Consider the following 17,682-nt stretch of genomic DNA (forward strand, 5'->3'; position numbering starts at 1 on the left):
ACCCCCGACAAGGAGCACACCACGTGACTGCACGTCCCGAAGCCCACGAGATCTGGATGGGTTCCCTTCCTTCCGTCGTAGACGGCGGGCTCCCGAGACCCCGCATCGGCATCGCCGGGATCTCGATCGAGTCGAGCACGTTCTCCCCTCATATCTCCGGTGACGAGGCCTTCACGGTCCGCACCGGAGAGGCCCTGCGCGCGTATTATCCCTTCCTCGAGGACGGGCGCGAGCTCGAAGCCGCCGCGGAGTGGGTGCCGCTCACACACGGACGCTCTCTGCCGGGCGGCGCCGTGGCTCCGGAGACCTACCACCGGATGAAGGATGCGATCGTGGAGGGCATCCGCACGCAGGGGCCCTTCGACGGCTTCTTCTTCGACATCCACGGCGCCATGAGCGTCGTCGGCATGGAGGACGCCGAGGGGGATCTCGCTCTCGCGGTGCGCGCAGCCCTCGGCCCCGACACGCTGGTGTCGACGTCGATGGATCTGCACGGCAACGTCTCAGAGGTGCTGCGCGACGCGGTCGATCTGCTGACCTGCTACCGGATGGCGCCGCACGAGGACTGGATGAACACCAAGGAGAGGGCGGTGTGGAACCTGCTCTCGCGACTGCGGGGGCCGCACGGCACCGACCCGCTGCGTCGGCGCCCGTTCACGGCGTGGGTGCCGGTCCCGGTGCTGCTGCCCGGGGAGAAGACCAGCACCCGCCTGGAGCCGGCGCGCAGCATCTACGCGCAGCTGCCCGAGATCGAAGCGCTTCCCGGCGTCGTCGACGCCTCGGTGTGGATCGGCTATGCCTGGGCGGATGAGCCGCGGTGCCAGGCGTACGTCGTGGTCACCGGTGACGACGAGGAGCTGATCGCCCGTGAGGCCGAGCGCGTGGCGCGGATGTTCTGGGACGCCCGCGAGGACTTCGTCTTCGTGGCCGAGACCGGATCCCTCGATGAGGCGCTCGAGAAGGCGCTCGCCCCGGGAGCGCCGCATCCGTACCTGATCTCGGACTCGGGCGACAACCCGACCGCCGGTGGTGCGGGCGACGTGACCTGGACGCTCGCGCACCTGCTGCAGCGTGCGGAGCTCACCGACGGCAGCCGCACCACGCTGGTCGCCTCGATCTTCGATCCCGTGGCCGTCACCCAGGCAGCGGCCGCCGGTGTCGGCGCCACCGTCACCCTCGACGCCGGCGCAGGGGTCGACGCAGGCCCGCACGGCCCCGTGCCGATCACCGGGACCGTGTTCTCCATCACCGACGGGGATCCCGATGCGGGCACGCAGGTCGTGATCGCAGTGGGCGGGCTGCACGCCATCATCACCGAGCGCCGCAAGCCGTTCCACCACCTCTCGGATTTCCGGATGCTGGGGCTCGAGCCCACGAGCGCCGACATCGTCGTGGTGAAGATCGGCTACCTCGAACCGGAGCTGTACAAGCTCGCCGTGGGCTGGACCCTCGCATTGACGCCCGGAGGTGTCGATCAGGACCTGCTGCGTCTGGGCCACCACCGCCTGCGGCCCGGCGTCTACCCCTTCGACCCGAACGGGAATCCCGATCTCACCGCGGTCGTCGTCCGTCGCGGAACCCCTGAGGAGCAGAGCGCATGATGAACTTCGAGAAGCGCACCGGACCGGACCTCGGCGCGGACGCTCCGACGTACCCCACGCAGGGTGTGCCCGACTGGTACCGCGACGCGAAGCTCGGCTTCTTCGTGCACTGGGGTCTCTACTCGGTGCCGGCGTGGGCCGTGCAGCACGGCGAGGGCGTGAACATCCCGACCGAGGACGCGTACGCCTGGCACCAGTACGCCGAGTGGTACGGCAACACCGTGCGCATCGCCGGCAGCCCCACGTGGGAGCGGCACCAGCAGCTGTTCGGGCCGGGCACCTCGTACGAGGACCTCGCCGATCGGTGGGATGCCTCGGCGTTCGACGCGGATGCCTTCGTGGGCGAGCTCGTCGGCGCGGGAGCCCGGTACGTCATCCCCACGACGAAGCACCACGAGGGGTTCTGTCTGTGGGACACCGCGACGACCGGCTTCAACGCGGTGGCTCGTGGTCCGCGCCGTGACCTGATCTCCGAGTTCCACGATGCCACCCGCCGGGCGGGTGCGAAGTTCGGCGTCTACTACTCGGGCGCGCTCGACTGGCACGTGAGCGACTTCCCGGCGATCGAATCGGACACCGATCTGTTCCGGTTCCGTCGCAACGACGCGCACTTCGCCCGCTACTCCGCCGCACAACTCGACGAGCTCGTGGCGCGCTTCTCGCCCGACGTGCTCTGGAACGACATCGAGTGGCCGGACGGTGGCAAGGGGCGTGACGAGTACGCGGTCGCCGCGCTCCTGGAGCGGTACTTCGATGCCGTACCGGATGGTGTCGTCAACGACCGCTGGGGTGTGCCGTACCACGGCTTCCTCACCCGCGAATACACGGACATCCCCGAGATCATCCCGGAGCCATGGGAGTCGACCCGCGGCCTCGGCTACTCGTTCGGCTTCAACCAGGCGGAGGACGAGCGGCACTCGCTGTCCGGTGCGGCGCTCATCCGCCTGCTCGTCGACGTCGTGGCCAAGAACGGCAATCTGCTGATCAACGTGGGCCCTGCGGCCGACGGCTCGATCCCGGAACTGCAGCGGAGCGCGATGCGCGAGCTGGGTGCGTGGCTGCAGGCGAACGGGCACGCGATCTACGGCACACGACCGTGGATCCGGATGGGGGAGCGGAGCGGCGCTCCGCGTCGCTACACGACCACAGGGGCGACGGTGCACATGCACGCGCTCGACCCGAGCGTCGGCACGATCGGGTTGCCCGATGAACTGCGCACGCGCGATCTGCGCTGGTCGGACGGGTCCGTCGCCGAGCGGTCGGCGCAGGACAGCGCGGTCGTCGTGATCCCGGCCGGTCTGCGCGAAGAGGCTGTCGCGGTCCTGTCCGCAGGCTGAGACGGATCGGATCGCGACGAGGCGAGGGCCCTCCCGACCACGAGTCGGGAGGGCCCTCGCTGTGTGCGCCCGCGCTCAGGGGCGGGTGAGCTCCTCGAGCACCTCGACCACATGCCGATACGGTCGCCCTGTGGCACGTGTCATCCCGATCTCGCAGGTGCGGTTGGCCGACACGAACGCATCGAAGTCGCCGCGCGTGCTCTCGGCCTCCGCGATCTCCGCCGACTCCTGAGCGGTCGCGCTGGCCGTGAGCTCGGGGTGCAGCATGCCGCGGTCCCCGGCGAAGGCGCAGCAGCCCCACCCCTCGGGGACGAACACGTCGTCGGCGACGGCTCCGGCGATCGCGGTCAGCGCCCCGGTCGCCCCGAGCGCCGTCGTGGAACAGGTCGGATGCACCGCGATGGTGGGCAGCTTCGCCGTGACGGTCAGCTTCGGCAGCACCTCGCGGGCCACGAAGGTCGTGGCGTCCTCGATACGCAGCCCGGCGTACCGGGGGTTCTTCGCGACCGACTGTGCGAGCATCACGTCCAGGCCCTCGGTGCAGGACGCCGCATCGCACACCACGGGAAGCTCGCCGTGCCGGCTCGCGACCCACAACGACTCCAGGACCCGGTCCGACATGCGTGCGTATCCGTCGAGATGGCCCTTCGACTTCCACGGTGTGCCGCAGCAGAGTCCGCCGTTCTCCTCGGGGATCACGACGGGGATCCCCGCCCGGTCGAGCAGTGCACGCAGGGCATCCCGAGATCCCTCGCCCTCGCCCTCCGCACCGAACATCGTCCCGATGCAGGCGCCGAAGAAGACGGCCTGCGCATCGGTCGGCGACTCCGGGCGCGGGGGCTTCGAGCCGCCGTGGGGGAGCCCGCCGTCGTAGAGGGGCACGGTGTCGGTGCCGAGGACCGCGCGGCCGAGCTGCGTGACGCCGCGCACGAGCGGAGCGGGGAGGGCATCGGCGACGGTGAGCGCGACCCCTCCGGCCCGGGTGACCGTGCCCCAGTGCTTCGCGGCCACGCCCCACACCGCGCCTTCGATCGCGTTCGACTGCTCCGCACGAAGCCGACGCACGAGGTCGCCGGTGTTGATGTCGACCGGACAGGCCACGCCGCACATGCCGTCGACCGCACACGTCTGGACGCCGTCGTAGTCGTAGTCCTTCTGCAGGTCGCGCAGCAGCTCGGTGTCGCCCTGCTCCTCGGCCCACGCCATGTCGCGGCGGATCACGATGCGCTGTCGAGGCGTGAGGGTGATGCTCTTGCTCGGACAGGTCGGTTCGCAGTACCCGCATTCGACGCAGCGGTCGACCTCGCCCTCGACCGTCGGCACCCGCTTGAGGTCATGCAGGTAGGAGTCCGGGTCGTCGGAGAGGACCACCCCCGGATTCAGGATGCCGTCGGGGTCGAGGAGGCCCTTGATCTCCCACATCATGTCGGTGAGCTCGTCACCGTACTGGCGGCGTACGAACGGCGCCATGATGCGCCCGGTCCCGTGCTCGGCCTTCAGCGATCCCTGCTGGGACAGCACGAGGTCCACCAGATCATCGGTGAAGCGCCGATAGCGCGCGATGCTGTCGGCATCGTCGAAACGCTCGTTGAGGAGGAAGTGGACGTTGCCGTCCTTGGCGTGCCCGAAGATCACCGAGCCCTCGTACCCGTGCGCGGCGAACAGCTCGATGAGTCGCTCGCACGTGTGGAGAAGACGCGGCACCGGCACCACGATGTCCTCGAGGAGAGCCGTCGTTCCCGAGGGGCGGGCGCCGGCGACCGCGGTGTAGAGACCTTTGCGCACGTGCCACAGTGAAGCGCGTTCTCCGGAGTCCGTGGTGAGGCGCGGTGCCACGGCGAGCGGCAGTGCCTCGAAATGCGCCTGTGCCGTCGCACTCGCCTCCCTGAGCGCATCGTCGTCGGAGGCGTGCACCTCCACCAGGAGAGCGGCGTGCCCCTGCACCTCGATCTCCGCGATCGATGCCGGGACGTCGCTCAACCCCTGCGCGACCCGGAGGGAGGCGGCGTCCATGAGCTCGATGGTGGCGAGTCCGAGTCGGGTGAGGTCGGGAAGTGCCGTCATCGCGGCGGACAGCGTCTCGAACACGAGCAGCCCCGTCGCGATCGACGGGCGTACCTCGATCGTGCGGAAGCGGGCCTCGGCAACGAAGGCGAGTGTGCCCTCGGAGCCGATGATGAGGTGCTCCAGGATGCGCACGGGGTCATCGAAGTCGAGGAGCGCGTTCAGCCCGTAACCCATGGTGTTCTTCATGGAGAACTGCTGGCGCAGGAAGGCGACGCGCTCGGGCGAGGCGAGCAGACGTGCCCGCAGATCGAGCAGGCCCTCGGCGATCGCGGGTTCCGCGGCGTGCAGCAGTTCGTTCGCATCCGGACGGCCGGTGTCGAGGATCGTTCCGCTCGGGAGCACGATCGTCATCGACTCGATCGTCCGGTATGAGTTCTCGGTGATGCCGCAGGCCATTCCACTGGAGTTGTTCGCGACGACTCCGCCGATCGTGCAGGCGATCTCGCTGGCGGGGTCGGGGCCGAGCTTGCGGCGATAGCGCGTGAGTCTGGTGTTGACCTGGCGCACGGTGGCGCCGGGGCCGACGCGCACGGTCGCGCCGTCGTCTTCCACGCGGATCTCGCGGAAGCTGCTGCGGGTGTCGACGAGGATGTCCCCGCTCACGCTCTGCCCGGAGAGGCTGGTGCCCCCGGAGCGGAACGTCATCGTGCGGCCGGCGGCGCGAACGGCTCCGAAGGCGCGTGCCACCCCTTCGGCATCCGCGGGGGAGAGCACCGCATCCGGGATCAGCAGGTAGTGGGAGGCGTCGTGGGCGCGGGCGAAGCGGTCGATGGAGCGCGAATGGACCTGAGTCGCGGGGCCCAGCAGGGCGGGGTCCAGCGGTTCGGCGAGGGTGGTCGGCACGGTGCTCCTCTGCTCCGTCGGAAGGTGATCAACGAGATTGTCAGACAAGTGTACCGAGCGTGCGGCGCTTCGATAGGCTGACCCACATGACCACCACTTCGGACGCACCGCTGGGGATCGTCGGCGTCGTGGATGCCGTCACCGCCCAGCTGCGCGGTCGTATCCTCGGCGGCGAGATCCGCTCGGGGGATCCAATCACGGAAGCGGCCGTGTCGCAGACCTTCGGAGTTGCGCGTCCCAGCGCGAAAGCGGCGATCGAACAGCTCGTCGCCAGTGGCCTGCTCGTGCGCACCGCGCATCGAAGCGCGCGTGTGGTCGGGATCGACCCCGCGACAGTGCGTGACGTCTACCGCACCAGGGCCCGACTCGAGAGCGCGGCGCTTCGCGAGCTCGCGAAGACCAGCACCGTGCCGAGCGCGGCGCGCGATGCGAATGCGGAGATCCTCGCGATGCCCCCGGGTCCCGACCCGGCGACCGTGAACCCCGATCTGCGGTTCCACACCGCCATCATCGATGCACTCGACAGCGAACGCACCGGGCGCATGTACCGCAGCGTGCTCGACGAAGTGCGGCTGTGCATGGCGCAGGTGCAGGGGCGCCGGCTTCTCGACGCCTCGGTGATCGCGTCGCAGCATGCCGAGATCCTCGACGCGGTCGCTTCAGGCGACGGAGAACGGGCAGCGGCTCTTCTCGACGCGCACCTGTCGTCGGCCGAGCAGCGGCTGGTGGAGGCACTCGACGCGGAGTAGCGTCGAGCGGGCCGTCACTCCGCCGGAGCTTCCTCGACCACGATCGGGGCTTCGGCCGGATCAGCCCACACCGGTGCGGGGAGCATGGTGTCGGTCTGGCCTGCCTGGATCGATCGCAGCGCCTCGGTGATCTGCTCGTCGTTCTCGGGGACGGGAAGGTCGCAGGCGCGCAGTTCCGAAGCGAACTGCAGGGTCAGCCGGATCTTGCCCGCCTCGACGGCCTGTGCGGTCGTGCCGGTGCGGATCTCGCTCCCGGTCTGGATCGCCGGGACGTCATCGCAGACGTGGTAGACCTTGCCGCCGTCGACCCAGACCACCTCGTCCTTGCCCAGGAGCTGGATCACGGCCGACTGGTCGGCCGTGTACTGCTCGACGGACGCCGGAGCGAAGTCGACGCCGATGAAGACGGCCAGGGCCGCGAGGACGACGCCGACGATTCCAGCCGTGGTCTTCTGGCCCTTGTCCATGTCCTTGTTGAGGAAGATCAGGATGACCAGCGGGAGGAACGCCACGACTGCGACGATCGCACCGAGCTGGTTCTGTACGAAGAACCGCGTCTTGTCCGCCCTGAGCGCGGGGTCGAGGCGGTTGGCCTTCTTCCACAGCACCGAGCCGGTGATGGACAGGGCCGCGATCACGACGAGCAGCACGAGGAGCGTGATGAACGCCCACTGCGGGAACGTCGCGGTGACACCCTGCTCCTCGAGCAGGCCGGTGTCGGGGTTGCGGACGAGGGTGCCGTCTTCGCCGACGAACACACGCTGGCGCAGGAGCCAGAAGATGCCGACGCCTTCGCCGATGATCGCGACAGCCCAGAGGATGGCGGCGATCCAGCGGAAGCGCGTCGCCTTGGCCTTGGCTTCGGGGGTGGGGACCCAACCGGCAGGCGGTTCGGTCGCCGTGCTCTTCGCGGACTGGGCGACGCGGGCGTCGCTGTTCCCGGTCTCGGCGTTCTCGCTCGCAGCCACGGTGTTCCCTTCCCCTCCGGTGCCCGCCGTTCCGGCTCAAGGCAACCCCGATCCTAGTGGACCGGGTGTCCTACGCTGGGGACATGACTTCCGATTCCGACGACGCGCTCAGCTGGGACGGCGACGAGGCCTCGACACCGAAGGATCGCGCGCTTCCGCACGGCTGGAACGCCGTCGGCAAGGGCAGCGACGACGTCGGGACGATCGAGGACGACGGCACCGTCACACCGGCGACCGACGACGAGCCCTCGGGTCTGAGCACCCCGATGCTGCTGCTCGTCGGTGTCGTCGGCGGCGTCTACCTTCTCTACACGATCGGCTGGATCGTCGGAGGGCTCCGGTTGCAGCCGCTGGCATCCTTCCTCGTCTCCGACGTGATGTTCCTGCCGTGGTTCTTCCTCGCGATCGCTGCGCCCGCGCTGTGGTTCCTGGCGACCTGGGTGCTCACACGGGGGAGTGCGGCCTGGATCCGCGTCGCGGTGCTGTTCGCGGGGGTCGTGCTCCTCGTCCCCTGGCCCTTCGTCACCGTGGGGGTGATCGGATCATGACCACGTCGTCGAACGAAGCGCAGGCATCCGCGGATTCTCCGCGTTGGCTCGTCGGGCTCGTCATCGGCCTGGCAGGACTCTTCTACGCCTACGCGGTCTGGAATGCCGTCGCGCACCTCATCACGATGGCCCAGACCGGACTGAGTGTCGGCGGGTGGGCGACGCTGCTGTTCGGCGTCGCCTTCCCCGCGATCGTGTTCGTCTTCGCCTATGTGATCGGCCGGCGGCGCCGTGTCGGCGAACTGGCGCTCGTGTTCCTCGCCGGACTCGGCGTCGTCGCGGTGTTCTGGATGAGTCTGATCGCGCTGAGCCTCACGATGCCCAGCGCGTGAGCGGCCTGCCGTACCGCGTCACACGGCGCGGAGCGCTGCGCCTGCTCCGGTAGAGTTGACGCGATCGCGCCCCCATGGTGTGCGGCGCATCGGCCCCTGCCGCGCTGCCCCGAAGGATCCACTGTGCCGAAGCCTGTCGTGCTTATCGCCGAAGTACTCTCTCCCGCCACGATCGACGCTCTCGGTCCCGACTTCGACGTCCGTGACGTCGACGGCACCGACCGCGAGGCGCTGTTCGCGGCGCTCGCGGATGCCGATGCCGTGCTGGTCCGCTCGGCGACGCGCATCGACGAGGAAGCGCTGGGGCACGCCCCGAAGCTGAAGGTGGTCGCCCGCGCCGGAGTGGGCCTCGACAACGTCGACATCAAGGCGGCCACGGCTGCCGGCGTCATGGTCGTCAACGCGCCGACCTCGAACATCGTCTCCGCCGCCGAGCTCACGGTGGGCCACATCCTGAGCCTCGCCCGCCGCATCCCGGCGGCGCATGCCTCACTGTCTGCCGGTGCCTGGAAGCGCAGCTCCTTCACCGGCGCCGAGCTGTTCGAGAAGACGGTCGGCATCGTCGGTCTCGGCCGCATCGGCGCCCTCGTCGCCGCGCGCCTCGCGGCTTTCGACATGCGGGTCGTCGCCTACGACCCCTATGTCACGTCTGCCCGCGCACAGCAGCTCGGCGTGCAGCTGCTCTCGCTCGACGAGCTCGTGGCGGAGTCGGACTTCCTGACGATCCACATGCCGAAGACGCCGGAGACGACCGGCATGATCGGTGCCGAGCAGTTCGCGGCCATGAAGCCGACCGCCTTCGTGGTCAACGTCGCACGCGGTGGGCTGATCGACGAGGAGGCGCTGCACGCGGCCCTCGTCGCGGGTGAGATCGCGGGTGCCGGGCTCGACGTGTTCACCTCCGAGCCTCCGGCAGAGGGGGGCACCGCGCGGCCGCTCCTCGACCTGCCCAACGTCGTGGTCACCCCTCACCTCGGTGCCAGCACCGAAGAGGCACAGGAGAAGGCCGGCGTCTCGGTCGCCCGCTCCGTGCGCCTCGCGCTCGGCGGCGACCTCGTCCCCGACGCGGTGAACGTCGCGGGTGGCGTCATCGATCCCTACGTGCGTCCCGGCATCTCGCTCGTCGAGAAGCTCGGCCAGATCTTCGCGGCACTCGCGACGTCGCCGCTCACCAGCCTCGATGTCGAGGTGCACGGAGAGCTGAATGACTACGACGTCAGCGTGCTCAAGCTCGCGGCGCTCAAGGGCGTGTTCACGAACATCGTCAGCGAGACGGTCTCTTACGTCAACGCGCCGCTCCTCGCCGAACAGCGGGGAATCGCGGTGCGTCTGCTCAAGGATGACGTCAGCGACGAGTACCGCAACGTCATCACCCTCGCAGGCGCGTTGTCCGACGGCTCGCAGCTCTCGGTGTCCGGCACGCTCACCGGTCCGAAGCAGACCGAGAAGCTCGTCGGCATCAACGACCACCGGCTCGAGCTGCCGATCGAGAAGCACCATGTCGTGATGCTCTACACCGACCGCCCCGGCATCGTCGCGGTGTACGGCCAGAAGTTCGGGGAGGCCGGCATCAACATCGCCGGCATGCAGATCGCCCGTCAGGCCGCCGGGGCCCAGGCGCTCAGCGTGCTGACCCTGGACTCGCCGGTCTCGGACGAACTGCTCGACGACGTGCGCGACGCGATCGACGCCGACCTCTTCCGTCAGATCGAGATCACCGAGGTCTGATCGCACAGGTCGGGCTGCACCGGTCCCAGTGCGCAGATGCAGAAGAGGGCGGGAGCGTGATGCTCCCGCCCTCTTCTCATGTCTCGGTGGGTCAGGCCGTGGCTCTGAGGACCAGGGCGATCAGCTCGGCGAGTTCGTCGCTGCGGGGGACGAGCCGCTCGGGGCCGTGCACGTCTAGCGAGTTGTTGAAGTAGAGCCCGTCGCTCACGAGCATCACGAGGTCGAGGCTCGCATTGTCGCGCACATGCGGGCGGATCGTCTCCGCCCAGCGTCGTCGCGTGTCGCGGAGCATGTCGGCGGCAGGGATCGATCCGCCCTGGGCCAGCCGCGTCGTGGCGATCAGCACGCGATCGAGGGCGTCGTCCTCCATGACCGAGGTGCGCACGTAGTAGGCGACCGGCCCCTCGTCGGCTGCGGTCATGCGTTCGAGGTCGAGCGTCGTGAGCCGGTCGAGCCGCTCGACGAGCCCTGCCTCCAGTTCATCCTTCGACCCGAAGTGGTAGAGGAGGCCACCCTTGGAGACGCCGGCCGCCTTCGCGGTCGCATCGAGCGTCGCTGCACGTTCGCCGTCTTCGATGAGGATCGCTTCGAAGGCGTCGAGCACCTTCTCGCGGGCGAGGGGAGGTCGGGGCATCGTGGATCCTCTGCACAGGGGAGGGGCGGGAATTCTGTTACTATACCATCTGGACGGTTCACTAACCGTGCCGTCATGATTCTGAGAGGTGTTCCATGAACCGTACTGCGTCGATCCCGACGACAGAGACGGACGCTCCCCGCGTCGGAGCCCGCGGCTGGGCGGCACTCGTCGTCCTCATGCTGCCGGTGCTGCTGGTGTCGGTGGACAACACGGTGCTGAGCTTCGCGCTCCCCGAGATCTCGATCGCGCTCGCTCCCACGGGGGCGGAGCAGCTGTGGATCATCGACGTGTACCCCCTGGTGCTCGCCGGCCTCCTGGTCACGATGGGGACGCTGGGCGACCGCTTCGGGCGCCGGAAGATGCTGCTGATCGGTGCGACCGGCTTCGCCGCCGTCTCCGCACTGGCCGCCTTCGCGCCCACTGCCGGGCTGCTGATCGCCGCCCGGGCGCTCCTCGGCTTCTTCGGCGCCATGCTGATGCCGTCGACCCTTTCCCTCCTGCGCTCGATCTTCCAGAATCGCGACCAGCGCCGCATGGCGATCGCCGTGTGGGCGTCGGCGTTCTCCGCAGGCTCCGCGCTCGGACCGATCGTCGGCGGCTTTCTCCTCGAGCACTTCGCATGGGGTTCCGTCTTCCTCATCGCCGTGCCCGTGTTGATCCCGCTGCTCGTCGCCGCGCCGCTGCTGGTGCCCGAGAGCCGCGACCCGAACCCCGGGCGCATCGATCTGATCAGCATCGCGCTGTCGATGGCGACGATGATCCCGGTCGTCTACGCGATCAAGTCGCTGGCCGTCGACGGGCCGAGTCTCAAGGCCGGAGCCTGGGCGCTGCTCGGCTTCGTGATGGGCTACCTGTTCGTCCGTCGCCAGCTGCGTGCCAAGACGCCGATGCTCGACATGGCGCTCTTCCGTCGGGGCTCCTTCTCCGGTGCGATCCTGGTCAACCTGCTGAGCGTCGTGGCTCTGGTCGGTTTCCTCTACTTCGTCTCGCAGCACCTGCAGCTCGTCCTCGGGCTGTCCCCGATGATGGCCGGGCTCGCGCTCGTGCCCGGAATGCTCGCGATGATCGTGGCCGGACTCTCGGTCGTCCCGATCTCCCGTCGCATCCCGCCGCACATCGTGATCCCCGTCGGGCTCGCGTTCTCCGTGGCCGGCTACCTGATCGTGGCGTTCACGACGCACGAGCACGGCGTCCTGCCGCTGGTCGTCGCATTCGTGGTGCTCGGCATCGGCATCGGTGCCGCCGAGACGATCTCCAACGAACTGATCCTCTCCAGCGCCCCCGCCGCGAAGGCGGGAGCGGCGAGTGCGGTCTCCGAGACCGCCTATGAACTCGGTGCGGTGCTCGGCACCGCGGTGCTCGGTGGCATCATCACGGCCTTCTACCGCGGGGCTCTCGTGCTTCCGGAGGGCCTGCCGGCAGACGTGGCGCACGCGGCGGGGGAGACTCTCGCCGGGGCCTACACGGCGGCGCAGGCGCTGCCGGGCCGGCTCGGCACAGCGCTGTGGGAGGCGGCGGCAGCCGCATTCGGCTCCGGGGTGATGGTGACCTCGCTGATCGGCGCTGGCCTCGTCGTCGTCGCGGGCGTGATCGCCGCCGTCACACTGCGCAAAGCCCCCACGCACTGACCAGTACGCTGGGAGGACCGGCTCGCTCGCCCTGCGGTGAGCCCGAGCCGGTCCATCCCCGTGCAGTGCGCAAGGAGTCTCATGTCGCGTGTCGTGAAGCTGGCCGTCATCCCTGGAGACGGCATCGGTCCCGAGGTCATCGCCGAAGCGGAGAAGGTGCTCGACGCCGTCACCGCCGACAGTGGTGTGGTCTTCGACAAGACCCGTTTCTCGCTCGGCGCCGGACGCTTCCTCGAGACCGGCGACACCCTCACGGACGATGACCTCGCCGCGATCTCCGCGAACGATGCGATCCTGCTCGGCGCGGTCGGCGGCACCCCGGGCGACCCGCGACTCAAGGACGCCAACATCGAGCGCGGTCTGCTGCTGAAGCTGCGTTTCACGCTCGACCATTACGTGAACCTGCGGCCGTCGAAGCTGTTCGTCGGTGCCTCGGGCCCGTTGGCCGAGCCCGGCGACATCGACTTCGTCGTGGTGCGTGAAGGCACCGAGGGGCCGTACGTCGGCAACGGCGGGGCCATCCGCAAGGGCACCCCGCAGGAGGTCGCGAATGAGACCTCGGTGAACACCGCCTTCGGCGTCGAGCGCGTCGTGCGCTACGCGTTCGACCTCGCCGAGCGTCGTCGTCAGAAGGTCACGCTGGTGCACAAGACCAATGTGCTCGTGCACGCCGGTGCCATCTGGCAGCGCGTCGTGAACGAGGTGGCGGCCGAGCACCTCGACGTCGAGGTCGACTACCTGCACGTCGACGCCGCCACGATCTTCCTGGTCACCGATCCCTCGCGCTTCGACGTGATCGTCACCGACAACCTGTTCGGCGACATCCTCACCGACCTCGCGGGCGCGGTCACGGGTGGCATCGGCCTCGCAGCCTCGGGGAACATCAACCCCGACGGCGCGTTCCCGTCGATGTTCGAGCCGGTCCACGGCTCAGCGCCCGACATCGCCGGACAGCAGAGAGCCGACCCGACGGCGGCGATCCTCTCGATCGCGCTGCTGCTCGACCACCTCGGACTCACCGAGGAATCCGCACGGGTCGGTGCCGCGGTCGAGGCGGACATCGCGGCACGGACGGCGGCTCGCACCACGGCGGAGATCGGCTCCGCGATCACCGCACGCCTCTGACTGCAGGCGTAGGCTGAACGGGCGCGAGGATGCGCCCACCCACGAGGAATGGATGATGAGATGACGACCATCGATGCCGAGGCGACCGTGGCTCCCCTGGAGTTCGCCGTCACGAAGAACCTGACCGCTGCGTCTCCCGCACGGCTCGCCGAGGTGCTGGAGAATCCGGGCTTCGGTGTGGTCTTCACCGATCATATGGTCGACATCTGCTGGTCCGCCAAGGGTGGCTGGCACCGTCCTCGCGTGCAGCCGTACGGTCCGATCCCGCTCGACCCCGCGGCGTCGGTGCTGCACTACGCGCAGGAGATCTTCGAGGGCATCAAGGCCTACCGCCATGCGGACGGCTCGATCCACACGTTCCGACCCGACCGCAATGCTGCGCGTCTGCAGGCCAGCGCTCGTCGTCTCGCTCTGCCGGAGCTGCCGACCGAGTACTTCATCCAGTCGCTGCGCGAGCTCATCGCCGTGGATGGCCGCTGGGTTCCGGACGGCGCCGACCAGAGCCTGTACCTGCGCCCGTTCATGTTCGCGAAGGAGGCGTTCCTCGGCGTGCGCGCCGCGCAGAAGGTCGCCTACTACGTGATCGCGAGCCCCGCAGGCGCCTACTTCTCCGGCGGGGTGAAGCCGGTGCGCATCTGGCTCTCCGAGGAGTACGCCCGCGCCGGCAAGGGCGGAACCGGCAAGGCCAAGACCGGAGGCAACTATGCCTCGAGCCTGCTCGCACAGAGCGAGGCGAGCGCGAAGGGGTGCGACCAGGTCGTGTTCCTCAACGAGAAGCGCGATGTCGAGGAGCTCGGCGGCATGAACGTCGTCTTCGTCTTCAAGGACGGACGTGTGGTCACCCCCGAGTCGGACAGCATCCTCGAGGGCATCACGCGTGACTCGCTCCTGCAGCTGGCGGAAGACCGCGGCTACACGGTCGAGAAGCGCCCGATCTCGATCGACGAGTGGCGCGAAGGCGTGGCCTCCGGCGACATCGTCGAGGTGTTCGCGTGCGGCACCGCCGCGGTCGTCACCCCGATCGGCGCACTCGTCGGAGATGGGTTCGACGAACCGCAGCCGCTGGGCGAGCTCGCACTCTCGCTGCGTGAGGAGCTCACGGACATCCAGTACGGCCGCCGCGAGGACAAGCACGGCTGGCTTCTGCGCCTCGACGCCTGACCGCGCGGACGATACCCGCGCCCACCACCGAGACCCACGCCTGCCGCCTGCGCACGTGTGGGTCTCGGTGTCTGCGGTGCGTCTCGGCGGGGTGGGACGCCCTCGCTAGGCTGGATCCCATGAAGATCGCCCGGTTCAGCCACGACGAAGCCATCATGTACGGGATCATCGACGAGCGTGAGCTCGTCGTGCTCGCCGGAGACCCGATGTTCACCGGGTACGAGACCACCGGCGCCCGTGTGCCGCTCGCGGACGCCGCGCTGCTCGCTCCGGTGATCCCGCGGTCGAAGGTCGTCTGCGTGGGCAAGAACTATCACGACCACGCGGCCGAGATGGGGGGAGAGGCTCCCGAGGAACCGCTGCTGTTCCTCAAACCGAACACCGCGGTGATCGGACCTGGTGACGCGATCGTGCGTCCGCCCCTCTCCGATCGCACCGAGTACGAGGGTGAGCTCGTCGTGGTCATCGGCAAGATCGCCAAGAACGTGAAGGCCGAGAACGCGCTCGACTACGTGCTGGGCTACACGATCGGCAACGACGTGACCGCGCGCGATCTGCAGCGCAAGGACGGACAGTGGGCGCGCGCGAAGGGCTTCGACACGTTCTGCCCGCTCGGACCCGTGATCGAGACCGACTTCGATCCCGCGACCGCCACGATCGAGACGCGGGTGAACGGCGAGGTGCGCCAGCACGCTCCGCTCACCGACATGATCCACTCGGTGCCGGCGATCATCGAGTACGCCTCGGCCGTGTTCACGCTGCTCCCGGGTGATGTCATCATGACGGGCACGCCGGCGGGCGTCGGAACCTTCGGCGCAGGAGACGTCGTCGAGGTCGAGATCACGGGGCTGGGCATCCTGCGCAATACCGCGCGGGACGCCGCACCCGCGTCATGACCGATGTGGCCCTGACGGCGGCGCAGCAGACGGCGGTCCAGCGACGCACCGTGCTGGTGCTGTCGCTCGGGCAGGTGCTCGGCGGCATCGCCTTCGGTGCCACGGTGTCGCTCGGAGCGCTCCTGGCCGCGGACATCTCGGGGAACGACGCGCTCTCCGGTCTGGCGACCGCCTCGGTCACGCTCGGAGCGGCGGCGTGCGCGATCCCGCTGGCCCGCCTCGCCGCTCGTGTCGGCCGGCGTCGTGCGCTCACGCTCGGCAACCTGTTCGCACTGGTCGGCATCGCGGTCGTCATCCTCGCCGCCTCCCTGCGCATCTTCCCGCTGCTGCTCGCCGGCATCCTCATGATCGGCGCGGGCAACGCGGGAAACCTGCAGTCTCGCTTTGCCGCGACGGATCTCGCCGACCCGCAGCACCGCGGCCGGGATCTGTCGATCGTCGTCTGGTCGACGACGATCGGAGGGGTTGCCGGGCCCCTCCTGCTGGGACCGGGAGAGATCGTCGGGCAGGCGGTCGGGATGCCTCCGCAGACGGGTTCCTATCTGTTCTCGTTCGTTGCGCAGTGCGCGGCACTCCTGCTCTACATCGTCGCGCTGCGCCCTGATCCGCTTCTCGCGGCGCAGCGGCTCGCCACGGCGTCGGCGGCTGCCGCCGGAGCGGTGGCAGTGGACCGGCCACGGGTGGCGCGCTATGCGATCTTCGCGATCGCGGGTTCTCACGTGGTGATGGCGTCGGTCATGGCCATGACCCCGGTGCACCTGTCGCACATGGCGCACGGCGCCGGAGGCATGGCGGCGACCCCGGCGGATGTCTCGGCTCTGGTGGGGATCACGATCGCACTGCACGTGGGCGGGATGTACGCCCTGTCGCCGGTCTTCGGTGTGCTCGCCGACAGGTGGGGCCGACTCAAGGTCGTGCTGCTCGGCCAGGTGCTGCTCGCCGGTGCTCTGGCGTTCGCCGTGTTCACGGGTACCGAGGCCTGGGGTGTCATGGTCGCGCTCATCCTGCTGGGGCTGGGGTGGAGCGCGGCGACGGTCGCCGGGGCGGCGCTGCTCACCGAGGCCTCCGCGCCCGAGCTCCGCACGCGCAGACAGGGTCGCAGCGATTCGCTCATGAGCCTCTCGGCTGCGGCCGGCTCGGTGCTGGCCGGAGTAGTGCTGTCGAACTTCCAGTACTCGGGACTCGGGATCGCAGCCTTCATCCTGGTCGTCGCGATCGTGGCGCTGTCTCCGCTGGCTCGCGCGGGAGCACGGTGAAGGACTGGTCCGGGGTCGGCGAAGCGTACTCCGCCTCCTACTCGGCGCTGTGCGACGGGACCTTCGTCGCGATGCGGGAGGCTCTGGGCGAGCCGCACGGCCGCAGCCTGGTCGACGTAGGCGCCGGAGACGGCACCCTGGCTGCGATGTGGACCGCCGAGGGATGGACGGTGACCGCGTGCGAGCCGGAGTCGACCATGCGCGCGGTCTCGCGTCGCCGGCATCCTCGGATCGACACCATCGACGGCACCTTGCCGGCGCTTCCGTTCGCAGACGGCGCGTTCGACGTCGCCATCGCGAACTTCGTGTTGAATCACGTCCCGTCACCGCGTTCGGCCGCCGCAGAGCTGCGACGGGTCAGCCGGGGTGCGGTCGTGGCGACGACCTGGACGCTCTCTCCCTCGTGGTTCTGGGCCGAGATCACCGAGCGTGCCGGTATCGCGCCCTTCGCGGGGCCGAGGCTCCCGGATGACGAGGACTTCGAGCGCACGGCCGACGGGTTCGGGCGGATGCTGCAGGAGGCCGGGCTAGAGCGCGTAGAGGTCACCGAGCTCGACTGGACCTGGAGCGCGGATCCGCGAGCCCTCTGGCGGTCTGTCGAAGGGGGAGTGGCCGGTGCCGGTGCGCTCTACGCCGGTCTCGACGAGGTCGACCGGCAGCGGTTTCGGATCGCTTTCGACCATATGGTCGACGAGCGGAGTGCGAACGGCTTCCTACCGCTGGCGCATCGTGCCGCGGTCGCCGTGAGCGCCGCTCGCTGAGCGCTTCGATCCTCCAGCGGTGCGGTCACCCGTCCCCGTAGAATC

At 69.2% G+C, this 17,682-nt stretch carries 15 protein-coding genes; 12 read left to right on the forward strand and 3 right to left on the reverse strand.

Annotated elements, in window-relative coordinates:
- The first annotated feature begins 56 nt into the window (after nucleotides 1–56).
- Nucleotides 57–1,601 carry a M81 family metallopeptidase gene (locus tag DW307_RS11525; protein WP_331280732.1) on the forward strand — a complete coding sequence of 515 codons (1,545 nt, stop codon included), beginning with the start codon at nucleotides 57–59 and terminating at the stop codon, nucleotides 1,599–1,601.
- On the forward strand, nucleotides 1,598–2,938 hold the full coding sequence (locus tag DW307_RS11530) for an alpha-L-fucosidase (RefSeq protein ID WP_029265503.1): 1,341 nt from the start codon (nucleotides 1,598–1,600) through the stop codon (nucleotides 2,936–2,938). The genes DW307_RS11525 and DW307_RS11530 overlap by 4 nt, the downstream gene beginning before the upstream one ends.
- A 75-nt stretch (nucleotides 2,939–3,013) precedes the next feature.
- On the opposite strand, the gene DW307_RS11535 is transcribed toward DW307_RS11530, so the two are convergent.
- Complete coding sequence (locus DW307_RS11535) at nucleotides 3,014–5,848, reverse strand: FAD-binding and (Fe-S)-binding domain-containing protein (protein ID WP_136024812.1); 2,835 nt, start codon at nucleotides 5,846–5,848, stop codon at nucleotides 3,014–3,016.
- Between the two features lie 86 nt (nucleotides 5,849–5,934).
- On the opposite strand from DW307_RS11535, the gene DW307_RS11540 reads away from it, so the two are divergent.
- Nucleotides 5,935–6,597 (forward strand): GntR family transcriptional regulator, encoded by a 663-nt coding sequence (locus DW307_RS11540; protein WP_029265500.1) that lies wholly within the window; start codon nucleotides 5,935–5,937, stop codon nucleotides 6,595–6,597.
- Nucleotides 6,598–6,611: 14 nt separating this feature from the next.
- Here the strand turns inward: DW307_RS11540 and DW307_RS11545 are convergent, their stop codons facing one another.
- A complete protein-coding gene (locus DW307_RS11545; protein WP_029265499.1) occupies nucleotides 6,612–7,565 on the reverse strand; it encodes a hypothetical protein in 954 nt (317 codons plus the stop codon).
- Nucleotides 7,566–7,648: 83 nt separating this feature from the next.
- Here DW307_RS11545 and DW307_RS11550 point away from each other — a divergent pair, with 83 nt between their 5' ends.
- The 3 genes from DW307_RS11550 to serA all read left to right on the forward strand — a co-directional run bounded on the left by DW307_RS11550 (nucleotide 7,649) and on the right by serA (nucleotide 10,173).
- Nucleotides 7,649–8,113: a hypothetical protein gene (locus tag DW307_RS11550; protein ID WP_021200389.1), complete on the forward strand. Its 465-nt coding sequence runs from the start codon at nucleotides 7,649–7,651 to the stop codon at nucleotides 8,111–8,113.
- Nucleotides 8,110–8,445, forward strand: coding sequence for a hypothetical protein (locus tag DW307_RS11555; RefSeq protein WP_136024813.1), 336 nt, complete (start codon nucleotides 8,110–8,112; stop codon nucleotides 8,443–8,445). The genes DW307_RS11550 and DW307_RS11555 overlap by 4 nt, the downstream gene beginning before the upstream one ends.
- 123 nt (nucleotides 8,446–8,568) lie before the next feature.
- A complete protein-coding gene (gene serA / locus DW307_RS11560; protein WP_029259053.1) occupies nucleotides 8,569–10,173 on the forward strand; it encodes a phosphoglycerate dehydrogenase in 1,605 nt (534 codons plus the stop codon).
- A gap of 91 nt (nucleotides 10,174–10,264) precedes the next feature.
- Here serA and DW307_RS11565 read toward each other — a convergent pair whose 3' ends face one another.
- Complete coding sequence (locus DW307_RS11565; protein ID WP_021200392.1) at nucleotides 10,265–10,807, reverse strand: TetR/AcrR family transcriptional regulator; 543 nt, start codon at nucleotides 10,805–10,807, stop codon at nucleotides 10,265–10,267.
- Nucleotides 10,808–10,902: 95 nt separating this feature from the next.
- Here DW307_RS11565 and DW307_RS11570 point away from each other — a divergent pair, with 95 nt between their 5' ends.
- From DW307_RS11570 to DW307_RS11595, 6 genes are all read left to right on the forward strand, one after another.
- A complete protein-coding gene (locus tag DW307_RS11570) occupies nucleotides 10,903–12,438 on the forward strand; it encodes an MFS transporter (protein ID WP_136024814.1) in 1,536 nt (511 codons plus the stop codon).
- Between the two features lie 81 nt (nucleotides 12,439–12,519).
- Entirely contained in the window at nucleotides 12,520–13,563 is a 1,044-nt protein-coding gene (locus DW307_RS11575; protein WP_136024815.1) for a 3-isopropylmalate dehydrogenase, read from the forward strand.
- A gap of 60 nt (nucleotides 13,564–13,623) precedes the next feature.
- Nucleotides 13,624–14,724, forward strand: a complete 1,101-nt coding sequence (locus DW307_RS11580; protein WP_029265497.1) for a branched-chain amino acid aminotransferase — start codon at nucleotides 13,624–13,626, stop codon at nucleotides 14,722–14,724.
- A gap of 119 nt (nucleotides 14,725–14,843) precedes the next feature.
- Nucleotides 14,844–15,620 (forward strand): fumarylacetoacetate hydrolase family protein, encoded by a 777-nt coding sequence (locus DW307_RS11585; RefSeq protein WP_029259056.1) that lies wholly within the window; start codon nucleotides 14,844–14,846, stop codon nucleotides 15,618–15,620.
- Nucleotides 15,617–16,876 (forward strand): MFS transporter, encoded by a 1,260-nt coding sequence (locus DW307_RS11590; RefSeq protein WP_029265495.1) that lies wholly within the window; start codon nucleotides 15,617–15,619, stop codon nucleotides 16,874–16,876. Before DW307_RS11585 ends, DW307_RS11590 begins: the two co-directional genes overlap by 4 nt.
- A complete protein-coding gene (locus DW307_RS11595) occupies nucleotides 16,873–17,637 on the forward strand; it encodes a class I SAM-dependent methyltransferase (protein ID WP_136024816.1) in 765 nt (254 codons plus the stop codon). Before DW307_RS11590 ends, DW307_RS11595 begins: the two co-directional genes overlap by 4 nt.
- The last annotated feature ends 45 nt before the right edge of the window (nucleotides 17,638–17,682 follow it).

Origin of the sequence: Microbacterium sp. K27 (assembly GCF_004794435.1) — a bacterium.
Classification (GTDB): domain Bacteria; phylum Actinomycetota; class Actinomycetes; order Actinomycetales; family Microbacteriaceae; genus Microbacterium; species Microbacterium maritypicum_A.

What these genes read in the sequence shown, in the direction of transcription:
- DW307_RS11550 (WP_021200389.1), top strand. Translation starts at nt 7,649, where the DNA reads ATGACTTCCGATTCCGACGACGCGCTCAGCTGGGACGGCGACGAGGCC.
- DW307_RS11575 (WP_136024815.1), top strand. Translation starts at nt 12,520, where the DNA reads ATGTCGCGTGTCGTGAAGCTGGCCGTCATCCCTGGAGACGGCATCGGT.
- DW307_RS11525 (WP_331280732.1), top strand. Translation starts at nt 57, where the DNA reads ATGGGTTCCCTTCCTTCCGTCGTAGACGGCGGGCTCCCGAGACCCCGC.
- DW307_RS11565 (WP_021200392.1), bottom strand. Translation starts at nt 10,807, where the DNA reads ATGCCCCGACCTCCCCTCGCCCGCGAGAAGGTGCTCGACGCCTTCGAA.
- DW307_RS11590 (WP_029265495.1), top strand. Translation starts at nt 15,617, where the DNA reads ATGACCGATGTGGCCCTGACGGCGGCGCAGCAGACGGCGGTCCAGCGA.
- DW307_RS11530 (WP_029265503.1), top strand. Translation starts at nt 1,598, where the DNA reads ATGATGAACTTCGAGAAGCGCACCGGACCGGACCTCGGCGCGGACGCT.
- DW307_RS11580 (WP_029265497.1), top strand. Translation starts at nt 13,624, where the DNA reads ATGACGACCATCGATGCCGAGGCGACCGTGGCTCCCCTGGAGTTCGCC.
- DW307_RS11555 (WP_136024813.1), top strand. Translation starts at nt 8,110, where the DNA reads ATGACCACGTCGTCGAACGAAGCGCAGGCATCCGCGGATTCTCCGCGT.
- DW307_RS11585 (WP_029259056.1), top strand. Translation starts at nt 14,844, where the DNA reads ATGAAGATCGCCCGGTTCAGCCACGACGAAGCCATCATGTACGGGATC.
- DW307_RS11570 (WP_136024814.1), top strand. Translation starts at nt 10,903, where the DNA reads ATGAACCGTACTGCGTCGATCCCGACGACAGAGACGGACGCTCCCCGC.
- DW307_RS11540 (WP_029265500.1), top strand. Translation starts at nt 5,935, where the DNA reads ATGACCACCACTTCGGACGCACCGCTGGGGATCGTCGGCGTCGTGGAT.